This is a genomic window from Gilliamella sp. Choc4-2 (assembly GCF_001690355.1).
GTDB lineage: Bacteria > Pseudomonadota > Gammaproteobacteria > Enterobacterales > Orbaceae > Gilliamella > Gilliamella apicola_A.
The window spans coordinates 53469-79974 of the sequence record NZ_LZHG01000065.1; the positions used below are offsets into that span (position 1 = coordinate 53469).

Sequence of the window (26506 nt, forward strand, 5' to 3'; positions counted from 1 at the left end):
GCTTATTCTCTAATTAATTTAATTCTTTATGAAAGTATAAATATCGCCATTTTTGACTTGAACAATTATTTTATTGTCCACAACTAATGGTGTTGATAATAATCCACTACTACTTACGTGTGTTTTAGCAGCTAACTCACCATTTTCGATATTTAATAAGTAAAGATACCCCTGAAAATCACCAACAACTATATAATTATCATAAATAACAGGATCAGTTAATTGGCGATGTAAAAATCCCGATTGCGTCCATAGTATGGTGCCATCTTTTTTCGAAAGTGCTTGGACGTTATCATCTTGATCTACTAAAAATAATCTTTGGGAATCTATCGCTAACGTATGTGTAGATCCTAATTGTTTACGCCATACTATGTGTCCATTACTTAAGTCCAAAGCAACAACATAGCCATTATAACCAACACAATAAACCAAATTACCTTCAACTACAGGGGTAGCATCAACATCATTTATTTTTGCAATTTCTGTTGAACCTGATGGTTGAGAAATACGTTGCTGCCAAATCAATTGACCATTCTTAATAAAGTTAGCATTTACTCGCCCATTATCATCACCAAAAATTGCTGCACCATGTGCGATTGTCGGCGTTGAATTTCCTCTTAATGATAAAGCAGGCACTTCAAGATTTATATCCCATATTTCTTCACCAGTATCGCGATTTAAACCCTGCACAGTCCCATTTGCTGTATAAACAATCAATTTATTTTCAGAAGATACGGGCCGTGCAAGCACTTCACCCTTTACGTTTTTTTCCCAAACAACTTTACCATTGCTACGATCTAATGCATAAACTCTGGCACGTTCACTACCCACATAGACATATTTATCATCCGCATTTACACCGCCAGATAATAATGCAGTTTTACTACTAAAAAGTGTACTTTCAGATATATCAACATCCCATATAGTATTGCCAGTAGTTGAATCAATAGCCTTAACTTGCCCACTACGGCTAGCTACATAAATAATATTATTATAATTAATAGGTCCTAATAACGAATAAATATGGGTATTACCTAAAGTACTATTACGCCATAATTGTTGAATATAAAATTGGTTGTTTACTGTTGGTGAAGGTGAAATCTGAACCACTTCTTCTTCTCCACCGAATAAAGAGCACCCAGCGAGTGAAAACATGAAAACACCAGTAAAAAGATATTTTGATAACTTCATTGTATAGACCCTTATAGCAGGATAAATTAATTTGTTTTGTCTTCTGTCTCTGAATTCTTTAACCGAACCTCTTGTTCTGCTTTTTCTTTAACTGCTGTATCGTTTACGCCTTGTTCGTCAAACTGTTTTGCTTTTAAATATTCTGCCTGATTCAGCTTCATTTTGATATTTGCTTCCAATCCTATCATTATTGGTGAATTTAGAGCAACATTATAAGCGTCAACAGCATCAGCATAACGAGCCATTTTGACATAAACATCACCACGAACTTCATTGACAACAGGTCCCCAAGCTTCATCTGTTACATGATTTAATGTGGTTAAGCTTTCTTCATATTTCTCTTGCTGATACTGCAAGCGGGCAATTCGAATATTAATAATTGCTTGAATAGACTCAACATCAGTTTTTGTTAAAGCATCTGTTAATAGGATCTGTGCTCCGGCATAATCATTTAGTACCTCAACATAGAATTTTGCTGCATACAAATCAGAAAATACACTATAAATAGTGTTATTGCTTTTAGCAAAGTTAACTAATTCATTCACAGAATCAGGTTTTTCTTTATCCAACTTAGCAATTAATTGTTCATAATATTCTGATAATTTTCTAGATTTCTCAACTTGGTTTGTTTGCCAGTAATTCCAACCATAAAAGACCATCAAACCTATTACTATAATCGCAACAATTATTTTCCATGTTTTAGCAAAAAACTGATTTAATGTCCAAAATTGTTCTTTACTCGATAAATATTGATTCACTTTTCTCTCCTACTTCCATTAGCTCTTTATCATTGCTAAACAAGCTTTAACAATCTCTTTTTGTGAAACTTCTATTTGTTCGCCAATTTGCAAATTTTTTATTGTTACTGATTGATTAATAATTTCGTTTTCACCAATAATAACAGCTATTTTTGCACCTAATTTATCTGCTTTAGCAAATTGTTTCTTGAAGTTACTCGTGCCATAATTTGTTACAATTCGCTTATCAGGTAAACCATCTCGTAGTTGTTCTGCAATACATTGCGTCACAGATATGGTTTTTTCATCACCCGATGAAATCATGTAAATATCAATTGAATTATCACAATTGAACGCTGGATTGACTGCTTGTACTAACAATACCAAACGTTCAACACCCATAGCAAAACCAACTGCAGGTGTTGCCTGCCCACCAAGCTGACTAACCAGACCATCATAACGACCACCACCGCAAACTGTTCCTTGAGCACCTAAACTGCTTGTTACCCACTCAAAAACCGTACGATTATAATAATCTAATCCTCGAACTAATCGTTGATTAATTTTATATTTAATTCCTGCATTATCCAATAAACGACATAAGCCTTCAAAATGAAATTTAGATTCTTCATCTAAATAGTCAAACAATTTAGGAGCTTGGTTTAACAGCTCTTGAACAGTAGAATTTTTAGAATCAAGAACACGTAATGGATTAGTATACATTCTACGTAAACAATCTTCATCTAATTTATTTTTATGTTGTTCAAGAAAGGTAACTAAAGCATTTCGATAATTTGCTCTAGCTTCAAGCGAACCAATTGAATTGATTTCAAGAGAAGTATGCGCTTCAATACCAAGCGCTTTCCAAAAACGAGCTGTTAATAAAATAAGTTCAGCATCAATATTTGGTCCTTCAAGCCCAAATATTTCGACACCAAATTGATGGAATTGACGGTAACGTCCTTTTTGCGGCTTTTCGTAACGAAAAGCAGGACCTAAATACCAAAGACGTTGTTCTTGATTATAAAAAAGGCCATGTTCAATACCCGCACGAACGCAACCAGCAGTGATTTCAGGGCGTAAAGTGATGCTTTCATCATTACGGTCATTGAAAGTATACATCTCTTTTTCAACAATATCGGTGACTTCGCCAACAGCTCGTTTAAATAACGCAGTGTCTTCAACAATTGGGGTTCTGATTTCATTATAGCCATAGCTATTAAGCACACCTTTGACAATTTTTTCAATCTGTTGCCAACTTGCGCTATTTGTAGGGAGTAAATCATTCATTCCCCTTATAGATTGGATTTTTTTCTCTGTCATTTATTTGTTCGCTATTTAATAAAATTATAATTCAGTTGCTGCAATTCTATTTTTAATTATCAATGCCTTGGCTCGAATTTTAGCTTCTAACTCATCAATCATTTGTTCATTATCAATACGACCAATACGTACACCATCTTCATAAAAACCACTTTTATTGTGACCTCCAGCTACCCCCATAGTTGAAGCTAATGCCTCCCCTGGACCGTTAACCACACAACCAATAATTGATACATCCATTGGTATAACTATATCTTCTAATCGCTGTTCTAATATATTGACTGTATTAATCACATCAAACTCTTGGCGAGAACACGTTGGGCATGCAATAAAATTAATACCACGAGACCGTATACGCAGCGATTTTAAAATATCAAATCCAACTTTTACCTCTTCTATAGGATCGGCAGCTAAGGAAACTCGAAGTGTATCGCCAATGCCTTCTGATAGCAACAATCCCAATCCAATGGCCGACTTAATAGCACCGTTCCGAATACCGCCTGCTTCAGTTATACCTAGATGTAATGGTTGCTTTATTTGCTTAGCTAATAATCGATAAGCATCAACGGCAGTAAACACATCAGATGCTTTTACACTGACTTTAAACTGATCAAAATTAAGTCGGTCAAGTATATCAACATGACGCATCGCCGATTCAACAATCGCTTGTGGTGTAGGCTCACCATATTTTTCTTGAATATCTCTTTCAAGTGAACCAGAATTCACACCAATGCGTATTGGAATATTTTTATCTTTAGCACAATCAACCACAGCACGAATTCTTGACTCATTTCCAATATTACCAGGGTTGATTCTCAAACAATCAACGCTATATTCGGCAACCTTTAAAGCAATGCGATAATCAAAATGAATATCAGCGATAAGCGGGACTTTTGCTTGCTGTTTAATATATTTAAAAGCTTCTGCAGCATCCATCGTTGGAACAGAAACACGAATTATATCCACACCCACACGTTCAAGCGCATGAATTTGAGCAACCGTTTTTTCTACGTCCACTGTTCGCGTATTTGTCATTGATTGAACTGAAATAGGAGCACCACCACCAATAGGCACCTTACCGACATAAATTCGGGTAGATTCTCGTCGAATAATTGGTGAATCCTGATGATTCATAACACACACCTAATCATTTCACAAAATAACTGACCAGCAATCTTAACAAGATTTAATGCAAATGTCTGTATGAGAGTAAGAAAATTTGCTAACTGTTAACATGTTTAGATAATAATGATGGGGATATATAGTGGCTAACTTCAACATAATTACTTTTACTTTCTTTGGTAACATAATACAAGATCACACCGAGCACACAAAGAAAAACAAATAAACTAATTTTACCACGTTTACTTTTTTTATACTTTATTGCATGGTTTTTAATTGAATTAGATACATATTGCTTGGCTAAACTATCAAGATGATGCTGATATTCTTCAACAGATAATCCGACAATTTCCGCATAAGATCGAATATAACCTTTGATAAAAACAAGAGGGGCATGAACTAACTGGTCATTTTCAATATCTACCACCACAGCTTTTCTTACATGAATTTTACAAGCAATATCTTCTTGGGTTAATCCCAAATTCTCCCTTAAAGTGGAAAGCATCCTACCCAACGAAATATCGTCTTCCATATCCCCTCATTTTTTAATTCTAACTATTTACACTATTACCATTTTTACATATTTATAAAATTAATCAATTTTTTTTGCATTAAACCATTGTGTTGGTTTCTCAATTTCATTTTGAGCTGCTACTAATTGTAATTCATATTCATTTTGTTTTAAGGTTTCAAGCATCACCGCATATACCGCAGAAGTAGTATGTTCCAAAGCTTCAATCAATGTTTTTCCTAGTAAAATATTAGCTAAAAATAGTCCACTGGTCATATCACCAACGCCAACTGGCTGCCTTACGCCAAAATCAACTAATGGTCGGTCAATATGCCAAGCTTCGTCTTTAGTTACAAGCAACATTTCAAAACGATCATTTTTATATCCTGCACGGCTTAAATGTTTAACTAAAATTACTTTTGGACCTTTTTTACATAATTCCCTACAAGCTAATATTGCTTCTTCAACATTATTGATACGTTGTTTACTATTTAGTTCTTCAAGTTCTAAAATATTCGGTGCCATCATATCGGCCATTGGCAAAGCGGTATTACATAAAAACTCTGCTACACCAGGCGCAACAAAACAACCTTTTTCAGGATGCCCCATTACAGGATCACAAAAATAAATCGCATCTGGATTAACAGCTTTTACCTTTTTAACAATCTCGATAATAGCATTGCCTTGCTCTGGTGATCCCATATAGCCACTTAACACCGCATCACAACGTTTTAGTTCATCAATTTGATTAATTCCATCTGCGATCTCTGTTAAATGAGATGCTGACATTACCGTTCCAGTCCATTGGCGATATTGAGTATGGTTAGAAAATTGTACGGTGTTTAAAGGCCAAACATTAACACCTAAACGACGCATAGGAAATACTGCCGCACTATTTCCTGCATGACCAAATACAACATGAGACTGAATCGATAAAATATTTTTCATTAGATTAACTCCAAATTAACAAGCAGTAATATTTTTTACCACGACGAAGCAAAGTATAACGATTAAAAAGCTTATCACTATCTAAAAAACGGTAATCTGTTGTTGTGTTACGTTCACCATTAATTGAAATAGCATTGGATTCGATCATCGTTCTAGCCTGACCTCTTGACGGAGCAAACTGTGCATTAACAATAGCTTGTTGTAAATCAACATTACTTTCAACAACTAATGTTGGCATGCCATCTTGAGCTAACTGTTCAAAATCAGCTTCAGATAAGTCAGTTAATTTGCCAGAGAATAGACTTTCTGTAATACGTTTTGCCGCAACAAGCCCTTCTTCACCATGAACTAGGCGAGTAACTTGTTCCGCTAGTACATATTGAGCTCGTGGTGCAACACCACTATTTTTATCTTCTTCTTCCAATGCATCAATTTCACTTAGAGGCATAAATGTGAAAAATTTTAAGAATCGATAAACATCAGCATCAGCAGTATTTATCCAGAATTGATAGAATTTATAAGGACTTGTCTTTTTAGGATCAAGCCATACTGCACCACTTTCTGTTTTACCAAATTTAGTACCATCTGATTTAGTGATTAACGGCACAGTCAAACCATAAACTTGTTTTTGATGTAAGCGACGAGTTAAATCAATACCTGCGGTAATATTCCCCCACTGATCAGAACCACCAATTTGTAACACAACATCATGCGATTTATTTAAACAGGCAAAATCATAAGACTGTAATAAGCTATAAGAAAATTCAGTAAATGAAATACCCACCTCATCACGATCAATACGCTGTTTCACTGACTCTTTATTGATCATCGAATTAACTGAAAAATACTTGCCGACATCACGTAAAAAGGTCAGCACATTCATACCGCTAAACCAATCATAGTTATTAGCCACAATCGCTGAATTTTCACCACAATTAAAATCTAAAAATGGTGATACTTGTTGTTTAATCTTTTCACTCCACTCAATAACTGTTTCCTCAGTATTAAGTTTTCGTTCAACAGCTTTAAAACTTGGATCACCAATTAATCCTGTTGCCCCCCCTACAAGCGCAACAGGTTTATGACCAGCTAACTGAAAACGTTTTAAGCAAAGTAATGGCACTAAATGACCAAGATGCAAACTATCGGCAGTAGGATCAAAACCACAATAAAGCGCAATAGGATTCTGTTCAATTTGTTCTATTAGTGCTTTTTCATCAGTAAGCTGAGCAATCAGCCCACGTTCTTGTAGTTGTTTGATCACATTTTTTGTCATGATATTTTACCTATTAAATTTATTACATTTATATTCTAGTTTAAATAAAATTTATTCTAATTTATTTTGTTGTGATAGCGTTTATACGCTTGTTTAAAATGATCTGCTACTATTTCGTTTGGCTTTTTATCAAAAAGACTAAAAATAATAATAGCTATAGAAGCAAATAAAAATCCAGGGATAAGAGAATAAAGATTAAACCAATTAAAATTAATCCATAGCAACACAGTTACTGTACCCGTTATCATTCCAGCTAGTGCTCCATTACGTGTCATACGCGACCAAAAAACAGAAAATACGATTATAGGACCAAACGCAGCCCCAAATCCAGCCCAAGCATGGCTCACTAAATCAAGCACACTATTATTTGGGTTAATAGCTAATAAAATAGCAATAACTGAAACTAGTAGCACCATTATACGACCAACCCAAACTAGTTCCTTCTGTTTTGCTTTTGGTCTAAGAAACGCACGATAAAAATCTTCCGTTAGAGCACTTGAGCAAACTAATAACTGACAACTTAATGTGCTCATGACAGCCGCTAAAATGGCGGCCAACAAAACACCGGCAATCCAAGGATTAAAAAGTAATTTCGATAATTCAATAAAAATACGTTCATGCTTTCCATCGTTAATCAAGTAAGCTAAATCAGGATGATTAGCAAAAAAGGCTATACCAAAAAAACCAACCGTGATTGCTCCAACTAAACACAAAATCATCCATGTCATACTAATCCGTCGAGCATTTTTCATTACTTCGTGTGAATCAGCAGCCATAAATCTGGCTAAAATATGAGGTTGCCCAAAATATCCAAGCCCCCAACCTAATAATGAAATAATGGCAATAAAATCCATATGAGCTAATAAATTAGTATAATCTGAATTGAGCGATTCAATATATGTCAATGCATCAGAAAGCCCACCAGAATTCACCATAACCATAATTGGCGTTAAAATGAGAGCAAACATCATTAAACTGGCTTGAATAGTATCAGTCCAGCTTACTGCTAAAAAACCACCGATAAACGTATAGGCAATTGTTGCACCTGCACCCGCTAACATCGCCCAGCCATAGCTCATACCAAATGTACTCTCAAACAACTTTGCGCCCGCAACTACACCAGAAGCACAATAAATAGTAAAAAATATTAGAATAATGACAGCTGAAATAATGCGTAAAAGTGAGCTTTTATCATCAAATCGACGAGCAAAATAATCGGGTAAAGTTAATGAATTATGATTGATTTCAGTAAAAACGCGTAACCGCCCAGCAATGAGTAACCAATTTAAATAAGCGCCAATAATCAATCCTATTGCAATCCAACTTTGTGAGATACCAAACAAAAAAACAGCACCAGGTAATCCCATTAATAGCCAACCACTCATATCTGATGCGCCAGCTGAAAGTGCTGTTACAACACTACCGATACGACGCCCACCTAAAATATAATCACCAAAATTTTGTGTTGATCGAAATGCAAAGAAACCGATTGCAATCATGCCTAAAATATATACAGAAAAGGTGATAATCATTGGTAAGGACATATCTGTAAAAAACCCTGTTTATAGAAATAAAATAGTAAACTAGCTTATCATAAAATCAACATGCTAAAAAGACGATGATCTATGAATATATACAAGTAGGAAATTAAAATAGCCTTTCAATTATAAAACAAGAATATTTAAAAAAATTATGGCTAAATTGATTAACAAATTTTAAAATAAGGAAAAATATAAGTTTTAAATTAAACAAATGTAAATCATACAAATAAAGTATATAATACAAAGCATGCCTATTTTAATTATCATTCTTTGTGAAACAAACAACTCGAATTCAAATTTTAGAAAGACTAAAAGATCATATTAAAGATCCAACTACAGAACTTATTTACCAAACACCATTTGAATTACTTATTGCCGTGGTACTTTCTGCGCAAGCGACTGATGTTAGCGTAAATAAAGCAACTAAACCACTTTTTGCTATTGCCAATACTGCTGAAAAAATTTTGATGCTTGGTGTAGATAAGTTAAAAAGCTATATACGCACAATTGGTCTTTATAATAGCAAAGCAGAAAATATTATTAAAACGTGTCAAATTTTAGTCGACAAATACCAAGGAGAAGTACCAGAAAATTTCGATGCACTTATTGAACTTCCTGGCGTTGGACGAAAAACCGCTAATGTAGTATTAAACACTGCTTTTGGTTGGCCTACCATTGCTGTTGATACTCATATATTCAGAGTCAGCAATCGAACTGGTTTTGCTCCAGGTAAAACAGTTGAAGCTGTTGAAGAAAAATTACTTAAGGTCGTGCCAAAAGCATATAAAATAAATTGCCACCATTGGTTAATTTTACATGGGCGTTACACATGTGTTGCTAGAAAACCTCGATGCGGTGCGTGTGTAATTGAAGATTTATGTGAATATAAAGAAAAGGTTTACCCTGAGTGATAATTAATGTCTGATAAATTTAAATTAAGCTATGATGACATAAAATTGTTTAAAAATAGTATTGGAGATACTAAAAAATTAAAACAAGATACTGTTATCTTTAAACCCAAAAAATCTGCTCAAAAAGCTATCGATAAACAAAAACAGCAGACTGAAGAAATTAATACTGAATTTTATTTTTCTGATGATTATCAGCCTTTATTACATGAAGATCCCATTCGTTATAGTAGAAATGATGCTGATCCCTATGAAATCAAAAAGTTGCGTCGTGGTTTTTACGAACCAGAATTTTTTTTAGATTTACATGGATTAACTCAGCAAGAAGCCAAAAAAGAAATTGCAGCACTAATCACTGCTTGTTTGAGGGAAAGAGCATATTGTGCTTGCATCATGTATGGGCATGGTAAAAATATTTTAAAAAAACAAATACCTATGTGGTTAGCTCAACATCCAGATATTATTTGTTTTCATCAAGCACCGAAAGAGTTTGGCGGCAGTGCAGCATTATTAATCTTATTTGATATTACCCAGTGAGTTTTTCCTTAACAAAATTTAAAGGAGTTATCAAATGCATTTTATAATCTCACAAATTAAACAGTTTTATTTATTGGCTATTGTTGCAACATTAATTACTGCATGTGATGGGTTAAAAGCGATTCCTTCTGAAAAGAAAAGTTATATTGGAACATGGCAAGGTGAATATATGGCTATCACCATAACATCTGATGCTAAAATTAACTATAAATACAAAAAAGATACTGTCTCAAAAACAATCCAAGCTCCTATATTTGAATTTATTGGCAACGATTTCAAAGTTAGTGTTTCAGGTCTGAATACTGTTTTTGTGGTTTCAAAAGTGCCGTATTTTGAAGATGGCGTTTGGAAAATGGTTATTGACGATCAACTTGTCATTAGAAAAAATGCCTTATATCTTTAAAAATAAAAAAGCCAGCTTAGCATCCCTAAACTGGCAAACATTGGAAGCAATGTGAGCAATGTCATGCTTTTTGAGAAGTCTTTCGATCTTCCATCAAATAGCAAAATAATGATAATCATTATCATTAATAAAAGCAAGCATTTTTATATCATTAAATTAAGTAAATAAAAGAAAACATTAAAAGATATCATCAAAATAAAAAATACTTTAATTGAAAAATAATAGAAATGAGCAGGACTTTGCCCTGCTTTTTAGAAAACTACATTTAGTAATTGAAAAAATTAATACTAAAATGCAATGAAAGTTTTATTTTTGATAAATAAATTCAACACCTTCTTCTTTGCTCTCATCCCAGTCATCAAAATCACTGTCAAAAGTCTCATCTATCACTTGTTGATGATAATCATCCCACATAAACTCAACTTTTTCAGAAGATGACTCTTCCTGTTCCATTTCGCGAGGATGAGCATTAATATATTCCATTAAATCCCAACACAAAGTCTTAACACCCTCATGATTAATTGCAGAAATAGTATAATATTTATCATCCCAATTTAATGCATTAGCAATTTCAGCAGCACGCTTTAAACTTTCTTCTTCACCTAATACATCCACTTTGTTAAACACTAACCAACGCGGTTTATTTGCTAGTTTTTCACTATACTGATGCAGCTCTTGGATAATTACTTTTGCATTCTCAATAGGATCAGATCCATCAAAAGGGGCTATATCAATTAAATGGACCAAAACACGACAACGCTCAAGATGCTTTAAAAAACGAATACCAAGCCCTGCACCTTCTGAAGCCCCCTCAATCAAACCAGGAATATCAGCAACAACAAAACTTTGTTCGTTATCCATTCTGACAACGCCTAAACTTGGTACTAATGTTGTAAAAGGATAGTCCGCCACTTTCGGCTTCGCCGCTGAAACAGCGCGAATAAATGTTGACTTACCGGCATTTGGTAACCCTAACATACCCACATCAGCAAGCAATAATAACTCTAACAAAACATCACGTTTTTCACCCGGTGTACCATCTGTTTTTTGCCTTGGAGCGCGATTTACTGAAGATTTAAAACGAGCATTTCCAAGCCCATGAAAACCACCTTTAGCAACCAATACTTTTTGCTGGTGATGAATTAAATCACCAATAACTTCACCAGTATATTTGTCGGTAATTCGTGTCCCTACAGGCACTTTAACAGTGATATCTTTTCCTCGTTTACCGGTACAATCAGAACCTTGTCCATTTTGACCTCGTTCAGCCCGATAGTTCTTTTCAAACTGAAAATCAACCAACGTATTGAGATTCTCATCAGCAATAAAAAATACATCGCCACCATCACCACCATCACCGCCATCAGGACCGCCTTTTGGAATATACTTTTCACGACGAAAACCAACACAGCCATTACCTCCATCACCGGCCTCGACTCGGATTGAAGCTTCATCTACAAATTTCATTATTTTTCCTCTTTCTTCTGGTTAATCAGCCAGCCTTTTCTTGGATGCCATAAATAATGCCCAATTGTTGCAAACATCGCACCAGCAACTACTGACACTGCGCCAATATAACCTAAAATATTTAAATACTGCATAGCAAATTTTTCTGGCCAAATTACAGCGAACATATCTGAAAAAATTAATGCAAACAATGGGGTTAGTGTTGTAATAGCACTAACTTGTGCTGCTTGCCAACGCTCCATTGCCATCACTAATGCGCCATAAGCAATAATGGTATTTAAACCACAAAAGATAATAGCAACTAATTGAGTTATATCGGCATTAGCTATTTTTGTTGGCGATGCAAATGGCCATAAAAATACAGTACAAATAAGATAAATTAACCAAAGTAGCTGCTCTGCAGCTAATTTCCGTAATAACACTTTTTGGGCTAATGCATAACCTGCCCATGAAATTGAAGCAAGTAAAGTCAGCCAGACACCAATGCCATAAGTAGACATATTAGCAAAAAGAACAGTAATATTTTTATTAAAAAATAGTCCTAGACCAATTAACAATACAGAAATACCAATTATCTGTGTTGGTCTCAACCGCTCTTTAAAAACAAAAGCGCTTGAAATCATAAATATCACAATTCCCACTTGACCAACAACTTGGGAGGTCGTTGCTGAAAGGTACTGAACTGCACTTGCAAATAGTGCAAAATTACCGAGTAAACCAAATCCAGCGATCATGAGCAAGATAAAACGTCGACGTTTTTTAAACATCAATAAATTAGGAAATTGTTTTTTATAAGCTAACCATAACGTAATACCAACAGCAGAAATTGCCAACCGAGACCACGCCAAAGTTAATGGATCAATAACTACCAATGCATATTTCATTGCAATCGGTACTAATCCCCACAAAATTGCGGTTAACATGGCTAACGTAAAACCTAATTTAACATTCTGCTGTTTTATCATAATAAACAATATACATTCAAGAAATGAAAAAAGCCCCACAATAACTGTGAGGCTTCCATAACTATTAAATCGTTTTTAATTAGCTATTAGCAATAACGCTAACATAGCGACGATTTTTAGGTCCTTTAACTTCAAATTTTACTTGCCCATCAATTAAAGCAAATAAGGTATGGTCACGACCACAACCTACATTAGTGCCTGGGTGAAATTGAGTTCCACGTTGACGAACTAAAATATTGCCAGCAAGAACTTCTTGAGAACCATAACGTTTAACACCTAAACGTTTACTCTGGGAATCACGACCATTGCGTGATGAACCACCAGCCTTCTTATGTGCCATTGTTCGATACTCCTATTAAGCGATTGCAGTGATCTTCACATCAGTAAACCACTGACGGTGACCTTGTTGTTTACGATAGTGTTTACGACGACGGAATTTAACAATTTTCACTTTATCGCCACGACCGTGCTCAACAATTTCTGCTTTAATTGTTGCACCTTCAACAAACGGAGCACCAACTTTGATGTCTTCACCATTTGCTACCATTAAAACTTTATCGAAAACAACTTCTGAGCCTGTTTCGACTTCAATTTTTTCCAAGCGAACGACTTGCCCTTCGCTAACTCGGTGTTGTTTGCCACCACTTTGGAAAACTGCGTACATACTTAACTCCGCAATAAAAAGCAGACCATTCCTGATTTAACGTATATGCCTGCATTGATTAATCTTATAGGGCGTGAATTTTACGCAAAATTTATCCTTGTTGCAAGCAGTCTTTACTAAAAGAATGCAAAAAGTTACAAAAAAGATCAGCAAGATATCGTTTTAACGTTACAATATAGATAAATCATTATTTATCTATCAATTTATTATAATAATATGCTGAGTGCTAAAATAACCAAAAATAAAACTCGCTATCATGCTTCTATTATTAATCGTTTATCATTACTAATGTTTTTTTTAGGTGCCATTGCCTTAGTTGCATTATCATTATCTATTCAGGAAGCCAATGACACCAAAGGTAGTGCTTATATGATTAATCAATTAGGATTAATTCGCATGAAGAGTTATCAACTTTTATCGAAGGTGCCTTTAAATAAACAAGATGATTATCAATTGAATATTTTTAACGATATAACTTCCTCAAAACAACATTTAGCACTTTTTAAACGTTATAATTTAATTGATGAATTCAATCAATTAAAGGATGAATGGGAAACTCACACTACGGTAAAAATTCAACAAGCAAAAAAAATTGATGAGATAAAAACTGATATTGAGCAATTTGTTTTCCGAGCCAATTATTTAGTGCATAAAATTGATCAGAAAACTGAAAGTCAAATTCATTATATATCCTTATTACAACAATTATTTATCATAATTATTGTGATATTTCTTCTTGCTCAACTCTACTATTTACGTCGTTATCTTCTTGTACCTTGGCGTAAACTCATTAACATGGCAGAAGCCATTTCAAAACATAATTTTAGTGAACGTTTTACGGTTCGCTCAATAAAAAATGAGTTTGATTTATTAGGATTAGCGTTAAACAACATGTCCGATCAAATCGAATCACAATATTTATTACTTGAAGAACGTGTTACTGAAAAAACAGCTAAGTTGCAACAAACAAATAAAATCATCTCATTTCAATATCAAGCAACCAAGCAACTCCATACATCAGAGCCCTTATGTGAACGTTTTCTGATCGTATTACGTCAATTGGAAGAGCTTGTGCCACTGACTCAATTTCAAATTCGCTTTTATGAATCAGATTATCCTGACTATTATCAACAAATTAGTTACGGTAACGAACACAAATTACCCTATTGCCAAAATCCAAATTGTTGTGCCTGTTTAATAGGCTCAAAGTCTTACCAACAAAATGGATTTCAACGTTATTGGTATCTACAAGACAATGGCGAAAAATATGGCATATTATTTGCTATTCAACCAACAGACATAACACTTAGCGATGAGCAAGAAAATTTGGTTACAGGGCTTATCGAGCAAATGACTACTGCAATAATGCTTGATAAACAAATAGAGCAACAAAAACAGTACTTATTAATGAAAGAACGCTCGGCAATGGCAAGAGAATTACACGATTCAATTGCCCAATCATTATCTTGTCTAAAGATACATTTAAGTTGTTTGCAAATGCAATCTGATTTGACCTCACAAAGTAGCATTGATTTATTGGCAACAATGCGTAAAGAAGTCAACATTACTTATTCTCAATTAAGAGAATTAATCACCTCTTTTCGTTTACGTCTTAATCAAACTGGTTTTTATGCTAGTTTAATGGAGTTAATAGAAGAATTTAACCAAAAATTAAAATTTAACATTCAGCTTGAATATCAACTACCGCTCAATATTATAAAAAGCAAACATGCTTTTCATTTATTACAATTTATTCGAGAAGCACTAAATAATGTCTACAAACATGCCAAAGCTTCACAAGTTATCATCAGCCTAACTATTGATGATAACCAGCTCATTACTATCAGCATAAGCGATAATGGCATTGGTTTTCAACCGAATATAAAACAGGACAACCATTATGGAATAGTGATTATGCGAGATAGAGCTGAAATTCTAAATGGCAATTTGACTATAAACACTGAACCACAAAAAGGAACACAAGTCATGGTAGTATTTAAAGCCAATAAAACTATTCCCGTCAAGACAATAGAAGAGTAATCAATGGAACAAATAAAAAACTCAATACTACTTATTGATGATCACCCAATGCTAAGAAATGGTGTAAAACAACTAATTAATACTATTAACCATTTTGAAGTTATCGGAGAAACAGGATCAGGAACAGAAGGGATTAAATTAGCGGAAAAACTCGATCCAGATATCATCTTACTCGATATCAATATCCATGATATCAATGGATTAGAAATACTACGCTATTTGCGCGAAAAAAACATTTCAAGCCGAATCATAATGTTTACGGTATCAGATGCCAAAGAGGATATTATCGCCGCAATAAAAAATGGTGCCGATGGTTATTTATTAAAAGACATGGAGCCAGAAGATTTTCTCAAAGCATTAAAAGATATTGCGGAAGGAAAAATCATTATGGACGAAGCAATTTCTCACATTATTCTAAACTACATGCGCAATGGTAAAGAACCGACAACCAAGCAAATTCATGATGTAAACTTACTGACCCCTAGAGAACATGAAATATTTAACCTACTAGTACAAGGACTTTCTAATAAATTAATTGCTAGAGAGTTAAATATTGTTGAAAGTACAGTAAAAGTACATATAAAAAGCATATTTAAAAAATTAAATTTTAAATCGCGAATGGAAATGACCATATGGTATTTACAAAATAAAGAATAATTTTATTGATTAAGCATCAACAATCTAGATTTAATCTAGGTAGACTTATGGGTTGTAGATTAAAAGCTAGCAGTGAGCAAAAATAGGCTCACCTTTATGTTTTATATCGGCATATCTAAAAAATTAAACAAATAACTTATTAAATAACAGGCAAGTTATTATTCACAAATGCAATTTACTTGCCTATTTATATTAATGATTAGAAAACCAATTTAGTTTTTCACGTAAAGCAACCACAGGTCCAATAATAATTAAACTTGGGCTACATGATTGTAAAGCTAATGTGGTTAAATCCTCCAACAAACCTGTAATTACTTTTTGTTTAGTGCTTGTTCCATCCTCAACAATCGCCACAGGAGTATTTGCTTTCATACCATATTTAATTAATTGTTGGCTAATATTTTCCGCTTGTGAAAGCCCCATATAAAAAACCAACGTCTGCTTTTCGGCTGCTAAACTTTGCCAATCAAGATGGCTTCCATCTTTCAAATGCCCAGTTATCAAACGAACGCTATGCGCATAATCACGATGTGTTAAAGGGATGCCACTATAAGCTGAACACCCTGAAGCTGCGGTTATTCCAGGAACGACAGAAAATGGGATACCAGCATTAAATAAAGTTTCTAGCTCTTCCCCTCCTCTTCCGAAAATAAAGGGATCACCACCTTTTAACCTAACAACACGTAACCCCTTTTGAGCTTGTTCTAACAAGATTTCATTAATTTGTTCTTGAGGAACACAGTGATACCCCGCCCGTTTACCAACAAAGATACGTTGGGCATCACGTCTGGCGAGATTCATAATCTCATCTGAAACTAAGCGATCATAAACAATAATATCGGCTTGTTGAATTTGCTGTAATCCCTTTAAAGTCAGTAAACTAGCATCGCCAGGACCAGCTCCAACTAAAACAACCTCGCCACGGTGATCAAGTGATAAATTAAATAATTCATCCGTTAACATTTCAACTTGCTCTGAATCATTATTAGCAATCGCTTGTGCTAGCCTATCATGGGTGAAAAGTTTTTCCCAAAAACGGCGGCGCTCGTTAAGTGTTTTATAGGTTTGTTTCGCTTTATTACGCAAATAACCAGCATACTGAGCTAATCTTCCTAAATGCTGAGGTAAGATCGATTCCAGTTTTTCTCGCAATAAACGTGCTAAAACCGGTGCATGCCCTGCTGATGACACGGCAACCATTATTGGTGAACGGTCAATAATTGAAGGCATAATAAAGCTAGCATCTTTTGGAGAATCAACAACATTACAAAAAATACGGCGATTTTCTGCTTCAACACTAACAGTTTGATTCGTTTTATGGCAATCAGTTGCCGCAATAACTAACCATTTATTGTCAAGCAACTGTGCATTGAATTCACCTTGCTGTAACACTAATTGTTTTTGTTCCTGCCAGCACAAGAATTGCTGATTGAATTCAAACGCATTAACTGTTAACCTTGCGCCAGCTTCAAGTAGTAGCCGAGCTTTTCGCTCGGCAATTTCACCACCGCCAACAAGTAGGCATTCTCGACCTTCTAACTTACAAAATAGTGGAAAATAATCCATAAAACCTCAATATTTATCCTTTTTGAATTTCATCCAAATTAGGGTCTCTCAGTTTTAGGCGTAGAATACCAGTAACCTAATCCCATAAAGACAGCACCCGACACAATATTACCTAACGATACCCAAAATAAGTTATGACCAATACCAACTAAAGTATAAGCTTCATTATGATTACCGAACCATGAAAGTGAAAATAATGTCATATTGGCAACAGAATGCTCATAACCACAGGCAATAAAAGCGAGTAAACACCACCAAATAGCGATAAATTTTGCTGTTCCTTCAACTCGATTTGCCATCCAAATTGCTAAACAAACAAGCCAGTTGCACAAAATTCCACGAAAAAACAGTGCTACAGCGGGAGCAGTGGTTTTGGCTAATGCAGCACCATGCACTAAGCTAGTATCTACTGATAATAATGGAGTTGCCGCATAACAATATAATACAGCAACAAAAACAGATCCTAATAAATTTGCAAACCACGTTTGTGGTAATACTAACCACATCTGCTTATGGGTAATTTTTTTACACTTTACCCCAAAGGTTAAAAACATAGTGTGCCCAGTAAAAAGTTCAGATCCAGCAATCACCACTAAAGTTAACGCAATGCCAAATGTAGCCCCCATCACCAAAGGTCTTAACGACGGCTCAAACAAATTACCTAACGTAAAAATTAAAATAATACCAAGCCCAACATAAGCCCCAGCCATAGCAGAACTTAACCAAAAACCTATAGGGTTAATTTTGGCTAAACGAACAATGCGTGCTGCATTAGCAGCACATTTATTAATTGTATCGGTATACATAACTATTTAAACCTTAAAAATTGCTTTAATGTAATGATTTTACTTCAACAAAACCATCTTCATTTACTTTTACTTCATAATTTGCAATAGAATATTGGACATCATCCAAACAATAACCATCTTTTAAGCGAAAGCGTTGTTTTTTTAATGGACTTGCGACATACAGCTCATTTTCATGCTGCCCAATAATACCTTGAGACAAAACACTTGCTTGTGCAAAGGGATCAATATTACTAATTGCATAAAGTTCAGCAGTATCATAAGGACGAAAAACTGCTACATGTTCCCCCCCAACAAGTGCACATACTCCAGTTTGGGGTAAAATATCATCAAGTTTACAAACAGTTACCCATTGACTCATATTATTGCCCTCCTAACATTGCTTTACGTTCTTCCGCTGTCGCTGGTCGATGCTGATCGCGCTCAGGTATAAATTGGACATTTTCATCGCGCTGATTACTATTAATAAAGTGAGTAAATCGTTTTTGGTTTTCTGGATGCTCGACCGTTTCTTTCCATTCACATACCATCAATTTACGCAGGCGTGCCATTTCACTCTCTAGTTCATCATTAATTCCTAATTTATTGTCGATAATTACACTACGTAAATAATCAATTCCCCCTTCCATATTTTCAAGCCAAACGGAGGTCCGTTGTAATTTATCAGCAGTACGAATATAGAACATAATAAAACGGTCAAGATATTTAATTAATGTTTGTCTATCAAGATCAGCAGCAAGCAAATCGGCGTGGCGTGGTTTCATACCACCATTACCGCATACATAAAGGTTCCAACCTTTTTCAGTTGCGATAACACCAATATCTTTACCTTGTGCCTCCGCACATTCTCGGGTACAACCAGAAACACCTAATTTAAATTTATGCGGAGCTCGAATACCTTTATAACGATTTTCAAGTTCTACCCCAAAACCGACACTATCACCGACACCAAACCGGCACCAAGTGCTACCTACGCAAGTTTTAGCCATTCTTAGTGCTTTAGCATAAGCATATCCACTTTCAAAACCAGCATCGATGAGCTCTTTCCAAATAGCTGGCAGATCAGCTTTTTGGGCACCAAATAATCCAATACGTTGCGATCCTGTAATTTTTGTATAGAGCTGATATTTTTTAGCGATGCGACCAACAGCGATTAAACCTTCAGGGGTAATCTCTCCCCCCGCACTACGAGGAATGACCGAATAAGTACCATTTTTCTGAATATTACCAAGAAAAATATCGTTACTATCTTGCAACGGAACTAAATCTTGTTTAAGAATATAATCATTCCAACAAGACGCTAATAAAGAAGCAACCGTTGGTTTACAAACTTCGCATCCATAGCCCGTACCATATTTTTGAATTACTTGGTTAAATGATTTTAATCCTTCTACACGAATTAAATGGTATAGCTCTTGACGTGAGTATTTGAAATGCTCACATAACGCATGGCTCACTTCAATACCTTGTTTGGCTAATTCGGAGTTTAACAGCTGGGTAACCAATGGAATACAGCCACCGCATCCTGTACCTGCTTTGGTTTCTGCCTTAATTGCCGCAACAGTATGACAACCAGAATGAATAGCATTAATAATTTTCGCTTTTGTTACATCAAAACATGAACAAATTTGGGCAGAATCTGGTAACGCTTCAACCCCCATAGCAGGTTTAGCACCAGCGTGGGCAGGTAAAATTAATGTATCTGGATGTTCTGGAAGATCCATTTCATTCAACATCAATTGTAATAAATTACTATAATCAGCAGTATCGCCAACTAGCACAGCCCCTAATAATTTTTTATTATCTTGAGAGACAACTAATTTTTTATAAACTGGAACAGTTTCATCTAAATAAACATAGCTGCGACTACCTAACGTTTTTCCTTTAGCATCGCCAATACTACCAACATCGACTCCCATTAACTTTAATTTAGCGCTCATATCAGCGCCTTCAAATGGAGTTTGCTCACCAATTAAATGCGCTAAAGCAACCTGTGCCATTTTATATCCTGGCGCAACTAAACCAAATACTTTGCTTTGCCAACAGGCACACTCACCTATTGCGTAAATATCAGGATCAGAAGTTTGACAATAATTATTAACCACAATTCCACCACGTGGACCTATTTCAAGCTGACACGCTTTAGCAAGCTGATCGTTCGGTCGAATGCCTGTTGAGAAAACAATAAAATCAATTTCGAGTGATGTTCCATCAGCAAATTGCATCATTTTACCCGATGGTGTATGAATAATTTCTTGAGTATTTTTACTTGTATGAACACCAACCCCCATGCTTTCAATTTTTCGGCGTAATTGCTCGCCTCCCATTGCGTCAAGTTGCTCAGCCATCAAAACAGGAGCAAATTCAACAACATGTGTTTGCACCCCTAGATTTTTTAATGCGCCAGCTGCTTCAAGCCCCAATAAGCCACCACCGACAACGGCCCCAGTTTTACAGTGGCTAGCACATTCACGAATGGCGTCAAGATCTTCAATGGTTCGATAAACAAAACAATTTGAGCCATCTGCACCTTTAATTGGTGGAACCCACGCATAAGATCCTGTTGCAATAATCAATTTATCATAGCTAACAATTCTACCTGTCTGAGAGTGAACCTCTTTACGTTGACGATTAATTAGAATAGCTCGTTCATTAAGTAGTACATTTATGTTGTTTTCCTCATATAACCCTTCACGAACTAAAGAAAGCGCATCAGCGGTATGATTTGAAAAATAAGAGGAAAGATGAACACGATCATAAGCAAGACGAGGTTCTTCACAAAAGATAGTAATACTGAACTGATTAGACTGCATTTTATTGATAACTTCCTCAATAAAACGATGTCCAACCATCCCATTACCAATGATAACGAGATTGGTTTTACTCATAATAAAGCTCCAATTTTATTTTATTTCAATTATTTAATTTATAATTACCCCTCATTGTATGTAACTTAGACCAAAATATAACTACCCTTAAGGATTACCACTTTAGTAGTAATAAAGATAATTATTTTTAAAACAGTTAATTATATTAAAATTCAGCATTTATTAAATTAAGCATTCATAAATGCATTAATAAAAATTATTAATATTTAATGGCAATTAGCCAAATATTATTGCCAACAAAAATTTAAATAGTATAATTAGCCGACTAAATAAATTGAGTAATAACCATTGAATTACAAGTCTAGAACACTTCCATCTCGTGAAACTTTAGCGCGAGCACAAAGGTTTAATGATGATATCGTTGATGTTTCTGGCGTTGATCTGGTATTAAGCCTAATTACCACAGCCGATTTAATACGTGCAAACATTTACGCTCAACTAACGAAAGACTATGATGTTTCCGAAGGAAAGTTTGCCTTATTAATGTCGCTGTTTTCCGAAGGTGAAACTTGTGCCAGTGATTTGGCATTACGCATCGGCGTAACACCTGCGACAGTATCAGTTATGGTTAAACGTATGCTATCTGCACCTAACCCATTAATAGCAATGTCAAAAAGTGGAGAAGATGGTCGTTCTCGGCTTATCTCATTAACCACAGTCGGCGAGAAATTAATTCAAGATGCATTACCCAATCACCTTAAATCAATTAAGGCTTTCGCTCAAGTTTTAAACAAACAAGAGCAAGAATCTTTAATATTGATGCTACGTAAATTACTACGAAAATAACTAACTTTAATCAATTAAAGTTCATTATTTTCACTAAAATACTTAGCTGACTAATTAAATGGAAAATAAGCTATATATGAAAAAAAATATCAAAATCCCTGTTATATTTTTGGCGCTTTTAACTATTGGGTCATCATTAATTTTCTTAGGCTCTAGAAATGATGCGGTAACCGTTGCTAAGAGTATTAAATCAGGTGTCTTAACTGCAGATGAAATTAACGTTGCTTTCCAAAATGTAGGAGGAAAAGTCATTAAACGATTTGTAGAAGAATCACAAATCGTAAAAAAAGGCGATCCTTTAATGCAATTAGAAGATATCGACACTAAGCTAGCAATTGAACGACTACAAGCACTAGTTGATAGTCAAAAGGCAGCAGTAAATCAAGAACAAGCTGCAATTGAAATCACCGAAAATGAAACCAATTTAGCTGAATTATCTACTTGGCGTAAAATTGAAGAAGTTAAAGCAAGCTTAGAAGCAGCAAAATCAGCAAGAGATTTAGCTAACACAGAGTATACCCGTCAAACCCAATTACGTAAGACTGGTGGCAATTCACAATCACAACTTGATAATGCACGAAATGCCTTTACTGTTGCCAAAATGCAAGTTGCCCAAATTGAAAGCCAATTATCAACATTAATGATTGGAGCAACACCAGAACAAATTAGCCAATTTGAACAAACCAGAAATGCAACAGGAATGACAATACAATCTGTTGCTATTGCGCGGCAAAAACTTCAAAATCGCCAAAATCAGCTAGCACAGCTACGTGCCTTATTAGCTCAAGGTGAAGCTGATTTAAAGCAGTTACAAATCAATTATGAGCGACTGACATTAACGGCTCCTGAAGATGGCAAAGTATTAAAATTGATGTTTGAAAATGGTGAATTAGCACCAACAGGTGCACCAGCCGTATTGTTAGAGACCGATCGTAAATATATTGATATTTACGTAAATGAAAAAATGGTCAATGATTATCAACCAGGTACAACAGTAAAAGCAAATGTGATAGCACTTGATAAAGAAATAAAAGGTAAAGTCCGCTTTGCGACAGCTGCGCCATCATTTGCTGATTTACGCATGACACGGGAACGCGGACAAGCGGATTTAACATCTTATCAAGTTAGAATTTATATGGAATCTATTCCGAAACTATTAACCGGTATGACAATTGAGGTTAAACAATGATGCAAAACATCATTAAATCTATGCTTGAAGAGCTTGACGCCATGTTGTCAGGTCACTTTATCCCATATTACAAAGTTGCGATAGGTTTAGCGGCCATTATTTCGCTAATCTTCTCAATTGTATTAAGCCATGGCGCAGTATTTGAAGGTAAAATTGCGGTTATTGACCTAGACGGTTCTAATTATTCCACAGAATTAATTAGTAAAATAAACACTTCACCATATATTGAAGTTTCTGAGGTAATCAAAGCGCCGGTCAATCCAATAGCGCTAGTTTCACACGATCGTAATTTAGGTGTTTTATACATTCCTAAAGGATTAGAAAAGAGCTTAAAGAAAGGCGATAAAACCGTTCGCTTAGGTTATTTTGTTGATGATACTAATGATGCACAAAATGCCAAAGTGCTACAAAGCCTTAATGAATATATTCCTGAACTAGGTGCTGAACTTAGTGTTGGTAAAGTTGCCGCATTAGGGCTAAGTAAAGAAGGCATTGAAGCGACTTTATCGCCAATGCAACTTAAAACACGATATATGTTTAATCCTGCAAGTTCATCAACCATATCAACTATTATCTATTTTGTTTATTTCTTCTCCTCACTGACATACGGGCTTACATCGTTGATGATTATTGGCCGTTTAAAAGTAACAGGCATGTGGAATACCGTATTAGAAAGGGGATTTGTTGCACTACTTGCAAGAACCATACCTTATGCACTATTTTACACCACAGGGTTAACATTAATAACGGCAGTACTTGTGCTATTTGGACAATTACGCTTTGATGGTAACTATTTCGTATTTGTACCTAGCATGTTTATGACAGGAATTGCATTTGGCTGGTTAGGATTTTTATTATCTTGGAAAACCAATAATCCAGGCGAAGGAGCTAGTAAAATGATTTTCTTAGTTCCGCCGGGATTCATTATGGGCGGCTCCACCATGGCTGTAGGTATTATGCCAATATGGACTTACTATATTAGCCACGCCTTTCCTTTAGTTTGGTTATTTCGGTTTTTTCGAGATATCGCCATGCGAGGGCGTTCACTAGTGGATATGTTAGCAACGTATGGCACATTTATTATTTATTTAACTGTTATTGCTTTTGTGGTAATGATCGTTTTTGAACGAACGAAAAAAACAGCTACCCAACCACAATTGAATCAAAACACTATAAATAACTAATTGAAAAATTGATACATTTACTTGGTGAAGAAAATAGTATTTTAATAAATAAATTAAGTGCTTTTAAAACTTCATCGATTAACATTTGAAATGCTCTTTGCCATTTAGAACAAAAGTATTCCCTGTATACACAGGGATAAACCGTGAATGACCCAAAATACCCAACAACGCCGCCGGTGTTCCCTGTATACACAGGGATAAACCGAAAAATTAATAAGGTTGGCATGCAGTGATTTTGTGTTCCCTGTATACACAGGGATAAACCGCTGAAATTTTACTTTTACGAGTTTTTTTGTTCGTGTTCCCTGTATACACAGGGATCCCCCCTTTATCTTAATGCGAAAACCCTAACCCCAGTTAATTGATAAAATTTTAAGTGGGGCTTAAAAGCAGCAACCTAAAAAAACATGACTCACTAAGCTTATCTTAAATTTCAATAAATTAACTTCAATTAAATATTGCAAATTCTATAAAAACCGTGTAATTTTTATGCCCAATTTTAATTATCATTATTGATTATTAAAATTACCGATAAAAATAGATAAATATGACAAAACTAAATAAAAATAAGTAGCAAGGTAGTATAGGTAAGGATGTCACGGTTGTTAGTATATCAAATGCCCACATTATGCAGCATGATATTCATTCATTTGCATTGGTTTATTCACAATAAATTTGATTATTGTCCCTTACGGTTTGGTTTTCTAATAAAAACAAAGCAATCACGCTATCAATGTAACAATCCTCAACGCCAGATTTATGGCTATCTATTCATGCCCCTTAAAACAACTAATCATTAATCCATTTAATGGGGTAAAACGCACTTATTAAATTGAATGAGAACAATAATAAGGGGAAAAAATGGTAAAACATTTAGATAAAATCGTCGAACAAGCAGGACAAGCAGGGAAAGACTTGCTTAGCCAATTAACAAATAAAGTTAGTCACAACCGTTATACACTAACCATTGATGAACTCAGCGCTCCTATATCGGTGTTAAACGTCAAAGGCGAAGAGGCCTTAAACCAGCTGTGGCGTTACACCATTACTTTTACCAGTGCCAATAAAACCCTATCTACCGATGCTTTTTTAAACCAACCGGCTACTTTCTCATTTAATTCTGTTGTAAGCGATGCGCTCAGTTCTGCAATCCGTGCCTTGGGTGATTTTACCAATGATAAAAGCACCCGCAAGGTTTATGGTATTATCACCGAGTTTAGCCAACTATCGGTGAATAAAGAGGAAGCGCATTATCAAGTGGTCTTATCGCCACGACTGGCTAGACTAACGTTAAACCGCAACTGTGCCATATTCCAGAACCAAAGCGTAGTAAGCGTGGTTGAACAAATACTTAGAAGCCACGGACTTAATGGCATAGACTACCGCCTTGAACTTAAAGAGCACTACCCAGCCAGGGAATTTATTACCCAATGGCAAGAAAGCGATTTTGAATTTATACAACGCTTAATGGCGGATGTGGGTATCTGGTTTCGCTTTGAAAGCCATGCCGAGCACGACTGCGACGTAATGGTGATAAGCGATTACGAACAAGGTTATGACCAAGTTGCTCATATTGATTACAAATTACCCAGCGGCACCTTGGACGGTGGCACTGAAAGCGTTTGGGATATTAGCATGCACAGCCAAACGGTGGCATCATCGGTTAAAGTGAAAGATTACAACTACCGTGATGCCAAAGCCAACTTACTTGGCGAGGTCAATAGCCAACCCGATGACCACACCACTAACGGCACCGACTACCGTTATGGCGAGCACTATCAATATGCAGGTAGTGCC

Annotated in this window: 25 protein-coding genes; 9 read left to right on the forward strand and 16 right to left on the reverse strand. The window is 35.3% G+C overall.

Annotation, left to right across the window (positions count from 1 at the left end):
- Nucleotides 1-18: 18 nt before the first annotated feature.
- From bamB to putP, 8 genes are all read right to left on the reverse strand, one after another.
- Nucleotides 19-1191, reverse strand: coding sequence for an outer membrane protein assembly factor BamB (bamB, locus tag A9G34_RS09090; RefSeq protein WP_065569518.1), 1173 nt, complete (start codon nucleotides 1189-1191; stop codon nucleotides 19-21).
- A 26-nt stretch (nucleotides 1192-1217) separates the two neighbouring features.
- Entirely contained in the window at nucleotides 1218-1949 is a 732-nt protein-coding gene (locus A9G34_RS09095; RefSeq protein WP_034948548.1) for a YfgM family protein, read from the reverse strand.
- Nucleotides 1950-1967: 18 nt separating this feature from the next.
- Nucleotides 1968-3251, reverse strand: a complete 1284-nt coding sequence (hisS, locus tag A9G34_RS09100) for a histidine--tRNA ligase (protein ID WP_065569519.1) — start codon at nucleotides 3249-3251, stop codon at nucleotides 1968-1970.
- Between the two features lie 24 nt (nucleotides 3252-3275).
- Entirely contained in the window at nucleotides 3276-4385 is a 1110-nt protein-coding gene (ispG, locus tag A9G34_RS09105; protein WP_065569520.1) for a flavodoxin-dependent (E)-4-hydroxy-3-methylbut-2-enyl-diphosphate synthase, read from the reverse strand.
- An 88-nt stretch (nucleotides 4386-4473) separates the two neighbouring features.
- A complete protein-coding gene (locus A9G34_RS09110; RefSeq protein ID WP_034948556.1) occupies nucleotides 4474-4905 on the reverse strand; it encodes a helix-turn-helix domain-containing protein in 432 nt (143 codons plus the stop codon).
- 60 nt (nucleotides 4906-4965) lie between these two features.
- On the reverse strand, nucleotides 4966-5832 hold the full coding sequence (gene pdxY / locus A9G34_RS09115; protein WP_034948559.1) for a pyridoxal kinase PdxY: 867 nt from the start codon (nucleotides 5830-5832) through the stop codon (nucleotides 4966-4968).
- Nucleotides 5833-5836: 4 nt separating this feature from the next.
- Complete coding sequence (gene tyrS / locus A9G34_RS09120) at nucleotides 5837-7108, reverse strand: tyrosine--tRNA ligase (protein ID WP_202807487.1); 1272 nt, start codon at nucleotides 7106-7108, stop codon at nucleotides 5837-5839.
- 56 nt (nucleotides 7109-7164) lie between these two features.
- Nucleotides 7165-8652, reverse strand: coding sequence for a sodium/proline symporter PutP (gene putP, locus A9G34_RS09125; protein WP_176701016.1), 1488 nt, complete (start codon nucleotides 8650-8652; stop codon nucleotides 7165-7167).
- Nucleotides 8653-8921: 269 nt separating this feature from the next.
- Between putP and nth the strand changes: the two genes are divergently transcribed.
- The 3 genes from nth to A9G34_RS09140 are packed head-to-tail and all read left to right on the forward strand — an operon-like array spanning nucleotide 8922 to nucleotide 10497.
- A complete protein-coding gene (nth, locus tag A9G34_RS09130) occupies nucleotides 8922-9560 on the forward strand; it encodes an endonuclease III (RefSeq protein ID WP_034948570.1) in 639 nt (212 codons plus the stop codon).
- Between the two features lie 6 nt (nucleotides 9561-9566).
- The gene (smrB, locus tag A9G34_RS09135) at nucleotides 9567-10094 is read left to right on the forward strand and encodes an endonuclease SmrB (RefSeq protein ID WP_034948573.1); all 528 of its coding nucleotides are present in this window, start codon (nucleotides 9567-9569) and stop codon (nucleotides 10092-10094) included.
- A gap of 34 nt (nucleotides 10095-10128) precedes the next feature.
- Nucleotides 10129-10497 (forward strand): hypothetical protein, encoded by a 369-nt coding sequence (locus A9G34_RS09140; RefSeq protein ID WP_051825482.1) that lies wholly within the window; start codon nucleotides 10129-10131, stop codon nucleotides 10495-10497.
- 306 nt (nucleotides 10498-10803) lie between these two features.
- Here A9G34_RS09140 and cgtA read toward each other — a convergent pair whose 3' ends face one another.
- The 4 genes from cgtA to rplU all read right to left on the reverse strand — a co-directional run bounded on the left by cgtA (nucleotide 10804) and on the right by rplU (nucleotide 13593).
- A complete protein-coding gene (gene cgtA / locus A9G34_RS09145) occupies nucleotides 10804-11964 on the reverse strand; it encodes an Obg family GTPase CgtA (protein WP_034948575.1) in 1161 nt (386 codons plus the stop codon).
- Nucleotides 11964-12929, reverse strand: coding sequence for a DMT family transporter (locus tag A9G34_RS09150; RefSeq protein WP_065569521.1), 966 nt, complete (start codon nucleotides 12927-12929; stop codon nucleotides 11964-11966). The genes cgtA and A9G34_RS09150 overlap by 1 nt, the downstream gene beginning before the upstream one ends.
- A gap of 79 nt (nucleotides 12930-13008) precedes the next feature.
- Nucleotides 13009-13269: a 50S ribosomal protein L27 gene (gene rpmA, locus A9G34_RS09155; protein ID WP_025314437.1), complete on the reverse strand. Its 261-nt coding sequence runs from the start codon at nucleotides 13267-13269 to the stop codon at nucleotides 13009-13011.
- 15 nt (nucleotides 13270-13284) lie between these two features.
- Nucleotides 13285-13593: a 50S ribosomal protein L21 gene (rplU, locus tag A9G34_RS09160; RefSeq protein WP_034948580.1), complete on the reverse strand. Its 309-nt coding sequence runs from the start codon at nucleotides 13591-13593 to the stop codon at nucleotides 13285-13287.
- Nucleotides 13594-13809: 216 nt separating this feature from the next.
- Here rplU and narX point away from each other — a divergent pair, with 216 nt between their 5' ends.
- Together narX and narL are read left to right on the forward strand one after the other, a co-directional pair.
- Nucleotides 13810-15633 carry a nitrate/nitrite two-component system sensor histidine kinase NarX gene (narX, locus tag A9G34_RS09165; protein WP_065569522.1) on the forward strand — a complete coding sequence of 608 codons (1824 nt, stop codon included), beginning with the start codon at nucleotides 13810-13812 and terminating at the stop codon, nucleotides 15631-15633.
- Between the two features lie 3 nt (nucleotides 15634-15636).
- Nucleotides 15637-16290: a two-component system response regulator NarL gene (gene narL / locus A9G34_RS09170; RefSeq protein WP_034948586.1), complete on the forward strand. Its 654-nt coding sequence runs from the start codon at nucleotides 15637-15639 to the stop codon at nucleotides 16288-16290.
- 192 nt (nucleotides 16291-16482) lie between these two features.
- Here narL and cysG read toward each other — a convergent pair whose 3' ends face one another.
- From cysG to nirB, 4 genes are read right to left on the reverse strand one after another with little or no spacing between them, the layout of a single operon-like run.
- Complete coding sequence (gene cysG, locus A9G34_RS09175) at nucleotides 16483-17856, reverse strand: siroheme synthase CysG (RefSeq protein ID WP_065569523.1); 1374 nt, start codon at nucleotides 17854-17856, stop codon at nucleotides 16483-16485.
- 38 nt (nucleotides 17857-17894) lie between these two features.
- Entirely contained in the window at nucleotides 17895-18662 is a 768-nt protein-coding gene (gene nirC / locus A9G34_RS09180) for a nitrite transporter NirC (protein ID WP_034948593.1), read from the reverse strand.
- A 25-nt stretch (nucleotides 18663-18687) separates the two neighbouring features.
- On the reverse strand, nucleotides 18688-19023 hold the full coding sequence (gene nirD, locus A9G34_RS09185; protein WP_034948597.1) for a nitrite reductase small subunit NirD: 336 nt from the start codon (nucleotides 19021-19023) through the stop codon (nucleotides 18688-18690).
- 1 nt (nucleotide 19024) lies between these two features.
- Nucleotides 19025-21550 (reverse strand): nitrite reductase large subunit NirB, encoded by a 2526-nt coding sequence (gene nirB / locus A9G34_RS09190; protein WP_065569524.1) that lies wholly within the window; start codon nucleotides 21548-21550, stop codon nucleotides 19025-19027.
- 288 nt (nucleotides 21551-21838) lie between these two features.
- Between nirB and A9G34_RS09195 the strand changes: the two genes are divergently transcribed.
- From A9G34_RS09195 to A9G34_RS09210, 4 genes are all read left to right on the forward strand, one after another.
- A complete protein-coding gene (locus A9G34_RS09195; protein WP_034948604.1) occupies nucleotides 21839-22336 on the forward strand; it encodes a MarR family winged helix-turn-helix transcriptional regulator in 498 nt (165 codons plus the stop codon).
- A gap of 76 nt (nucleotides 22337-22412) precedes the next feature.
- Nucleotides 22413-23525: an HlyD family secretion protein gene (locus tag A9G34_RS09200; RefSeq protein ID WP_081295309.1), complete on the forward strand. Its 1113-nt coding sequence runs from the start codon at nucleotides 22413-22415 to the stop codon at nucleotides 23523-23525.
- On the forward strand, nucleotides 23522-24709 hold the full coding sequence (locus A9G34_RS09205) for an ABC transporter permease (protein ID WP_218055717.1): 1188 nt from the start codon (nucleotides 23522-23524) through the stop codon (nucleotides 24707-24709). Before A9G34_RS09200 ends, A9G34_RS09205 begins: the two co-directional genes overlap by 4 nt.
- An 861-nt stretch (nucleotides 24710-25570) precedes the next feature.
- Nucleotides 25571-26506 (forward strand): type VI secretion system Vgr family protein (locus A9G34_RS09210; RefSeq protein ID WP_141670394.1); only part of this gene is annotated, 936 nt, incomplete at its 3' end.

What these genes read in the sequence shown, in the direction of transcription:
- A9G34_RS09205 (WP_218055717.1), top strand. Translation starts at nt 23,522, where the DNA reads ATGATGCAAAACATCATTAAATCTATGCTTGAAGAGCTTGACGCCATG.
- A9G34_RS09150 (WP_065569521.1), bottom strand. Translation starts at nt 12,929, where the DNA reads ATGATAAAACAGCAGAATGTTAAATTAGGTTTTACGTTAGCCATGTTA.
- A9G34_RS09140 (WP_051825482.1), top strand. Translation starts at nt 10,129, where the DNA reads ATGCATTTTATAATCTCACAAATTAAACAGTTTTATTTATTGGCTATT.
- putP (WP_176701016.1), bottom strand. Translation starts at nt 8,652, where the DNA reads ATGTCCTTACCAATGATTATCACCTTTTCTGTATATATTTTAGGCATG.
- nirD (WP_034948597.1), bottom strand. Translation starts at nt 19,023, where the DNA reads ATGAGTCAATGGGTAACTGTTTGTAAACTTGATGATATTTTACCCCAA.
- ispG (WP_065569520.1), bottom strand. Translation starts at nt 4,385, where the DNA reads ATGAATCATCAGGATTCACCAATTATTCGACGAGAATCTACCCGAATT.
- cysG (WP_065569523.1), bottom strand. Translation starts at nt 17,856, where the DNA reads ATGGATTATTTTCCACTATTTTGTAAGTTAGAAGGTCGAGAATGCCTA.
- smrB (WP_034948573.1), top strand. Translation starts at nt 9,567, where the DNA reads ATGTCTGATAAATTTAAATTAAGCTATGATGACATAAAATTGTTTAAA.
- tyrS (WP_202807487.1), bottom strand. Translation starts at nt 7,108, where the DNA reads ATGACAAAAAATGTGATCAAACAACTACAAGAACGTGGGCTGATTGCT.
- pdxY (WP_034948559.1), bottom strand. Translation starts at nt 5,832, where the DNA reads ATGAAAAATATTTTATCGATTCAGTCTCATGTTGTATTTGGTCATGCA.
- nirB (WP_065569524.1), bottom strand. Translation starts at nt 21,550, where the DNA reads ATGAGTAAAACCAATCTCGTTATCATTGGTAATGGGATGGTTGGACAT.
- hisS (WP_065569519.1), bottom strand. Translation starts at nt 3,251, where the DNA reads ATGACAGAGAAAAAAATCCAATCTATAAGGGGAATGAATGATTTACTC.
- narX (WP_065569522.1), top strand. Translation starts at nt 13,810, where the DNA reads ATGCTGAGTGCTAAAATAACCAAAAATAAAACTCGCTATCATGCTTCT.
- nirC (WP_034948593.1), bottom strand. Translation starts at nt 18,662, where the DNA reads ATGTATACCGATACAATTAATAAATGTGCTGCTAATGCAGCACGCATT.
- A9G34_RS09110 (WP_034948556.1), bottom strand. Translation starts at nt 4,905, where the DNA reads ATGGAAGACGATATTTCGTTGGGTAGGATGCTTTCCACTTTAAGGGAG.
- cgtA (WP_034948575.1), bottom strand. Translation starts at nt 11,964, where the DNA reads ATGAAATTTGTAGATGAAGCTTCAATCCGAGTCGAGGCCGGTGATGGA.
- narL (WP_034948586.1), top strand. Translation starts at nt 15,637, where the DNA reads ATGGAACAAATAAAAAACTCAATACTACTTATTGATGATCACCCAATG.
- A9G34_RS09200 (WP_081295309.1), top strand. Translation starts at nt 22,413, where the DNA reads ATGAAAAAAAATATCAAAATCCCTGTTATATTTTTGGCGCTTTTAACT.
- rplU (WP_034948580.1), bottom strand. Translation starts at nt 13,593, where the DNA reads ATGTACGCAGTTTTCCAAAGTGGTGGCAAACAACACCGAGTTAGCGAA.
- bamB (WP_065569518.1), bottom strand. Translation starts at nt 1,191, where the DNA reads ATGAAGTTATCAAAATATCTTTTTACTGGTGTTTTCATGTTTTCACTC.
- rpmA (WP_025314437.1), bottom strand. Translation starts at nt 13,269, where the DNA reads ATGGCACATAAGAAGGCTGGTGGTTCATCACGCAATGGTCGTGATTCC.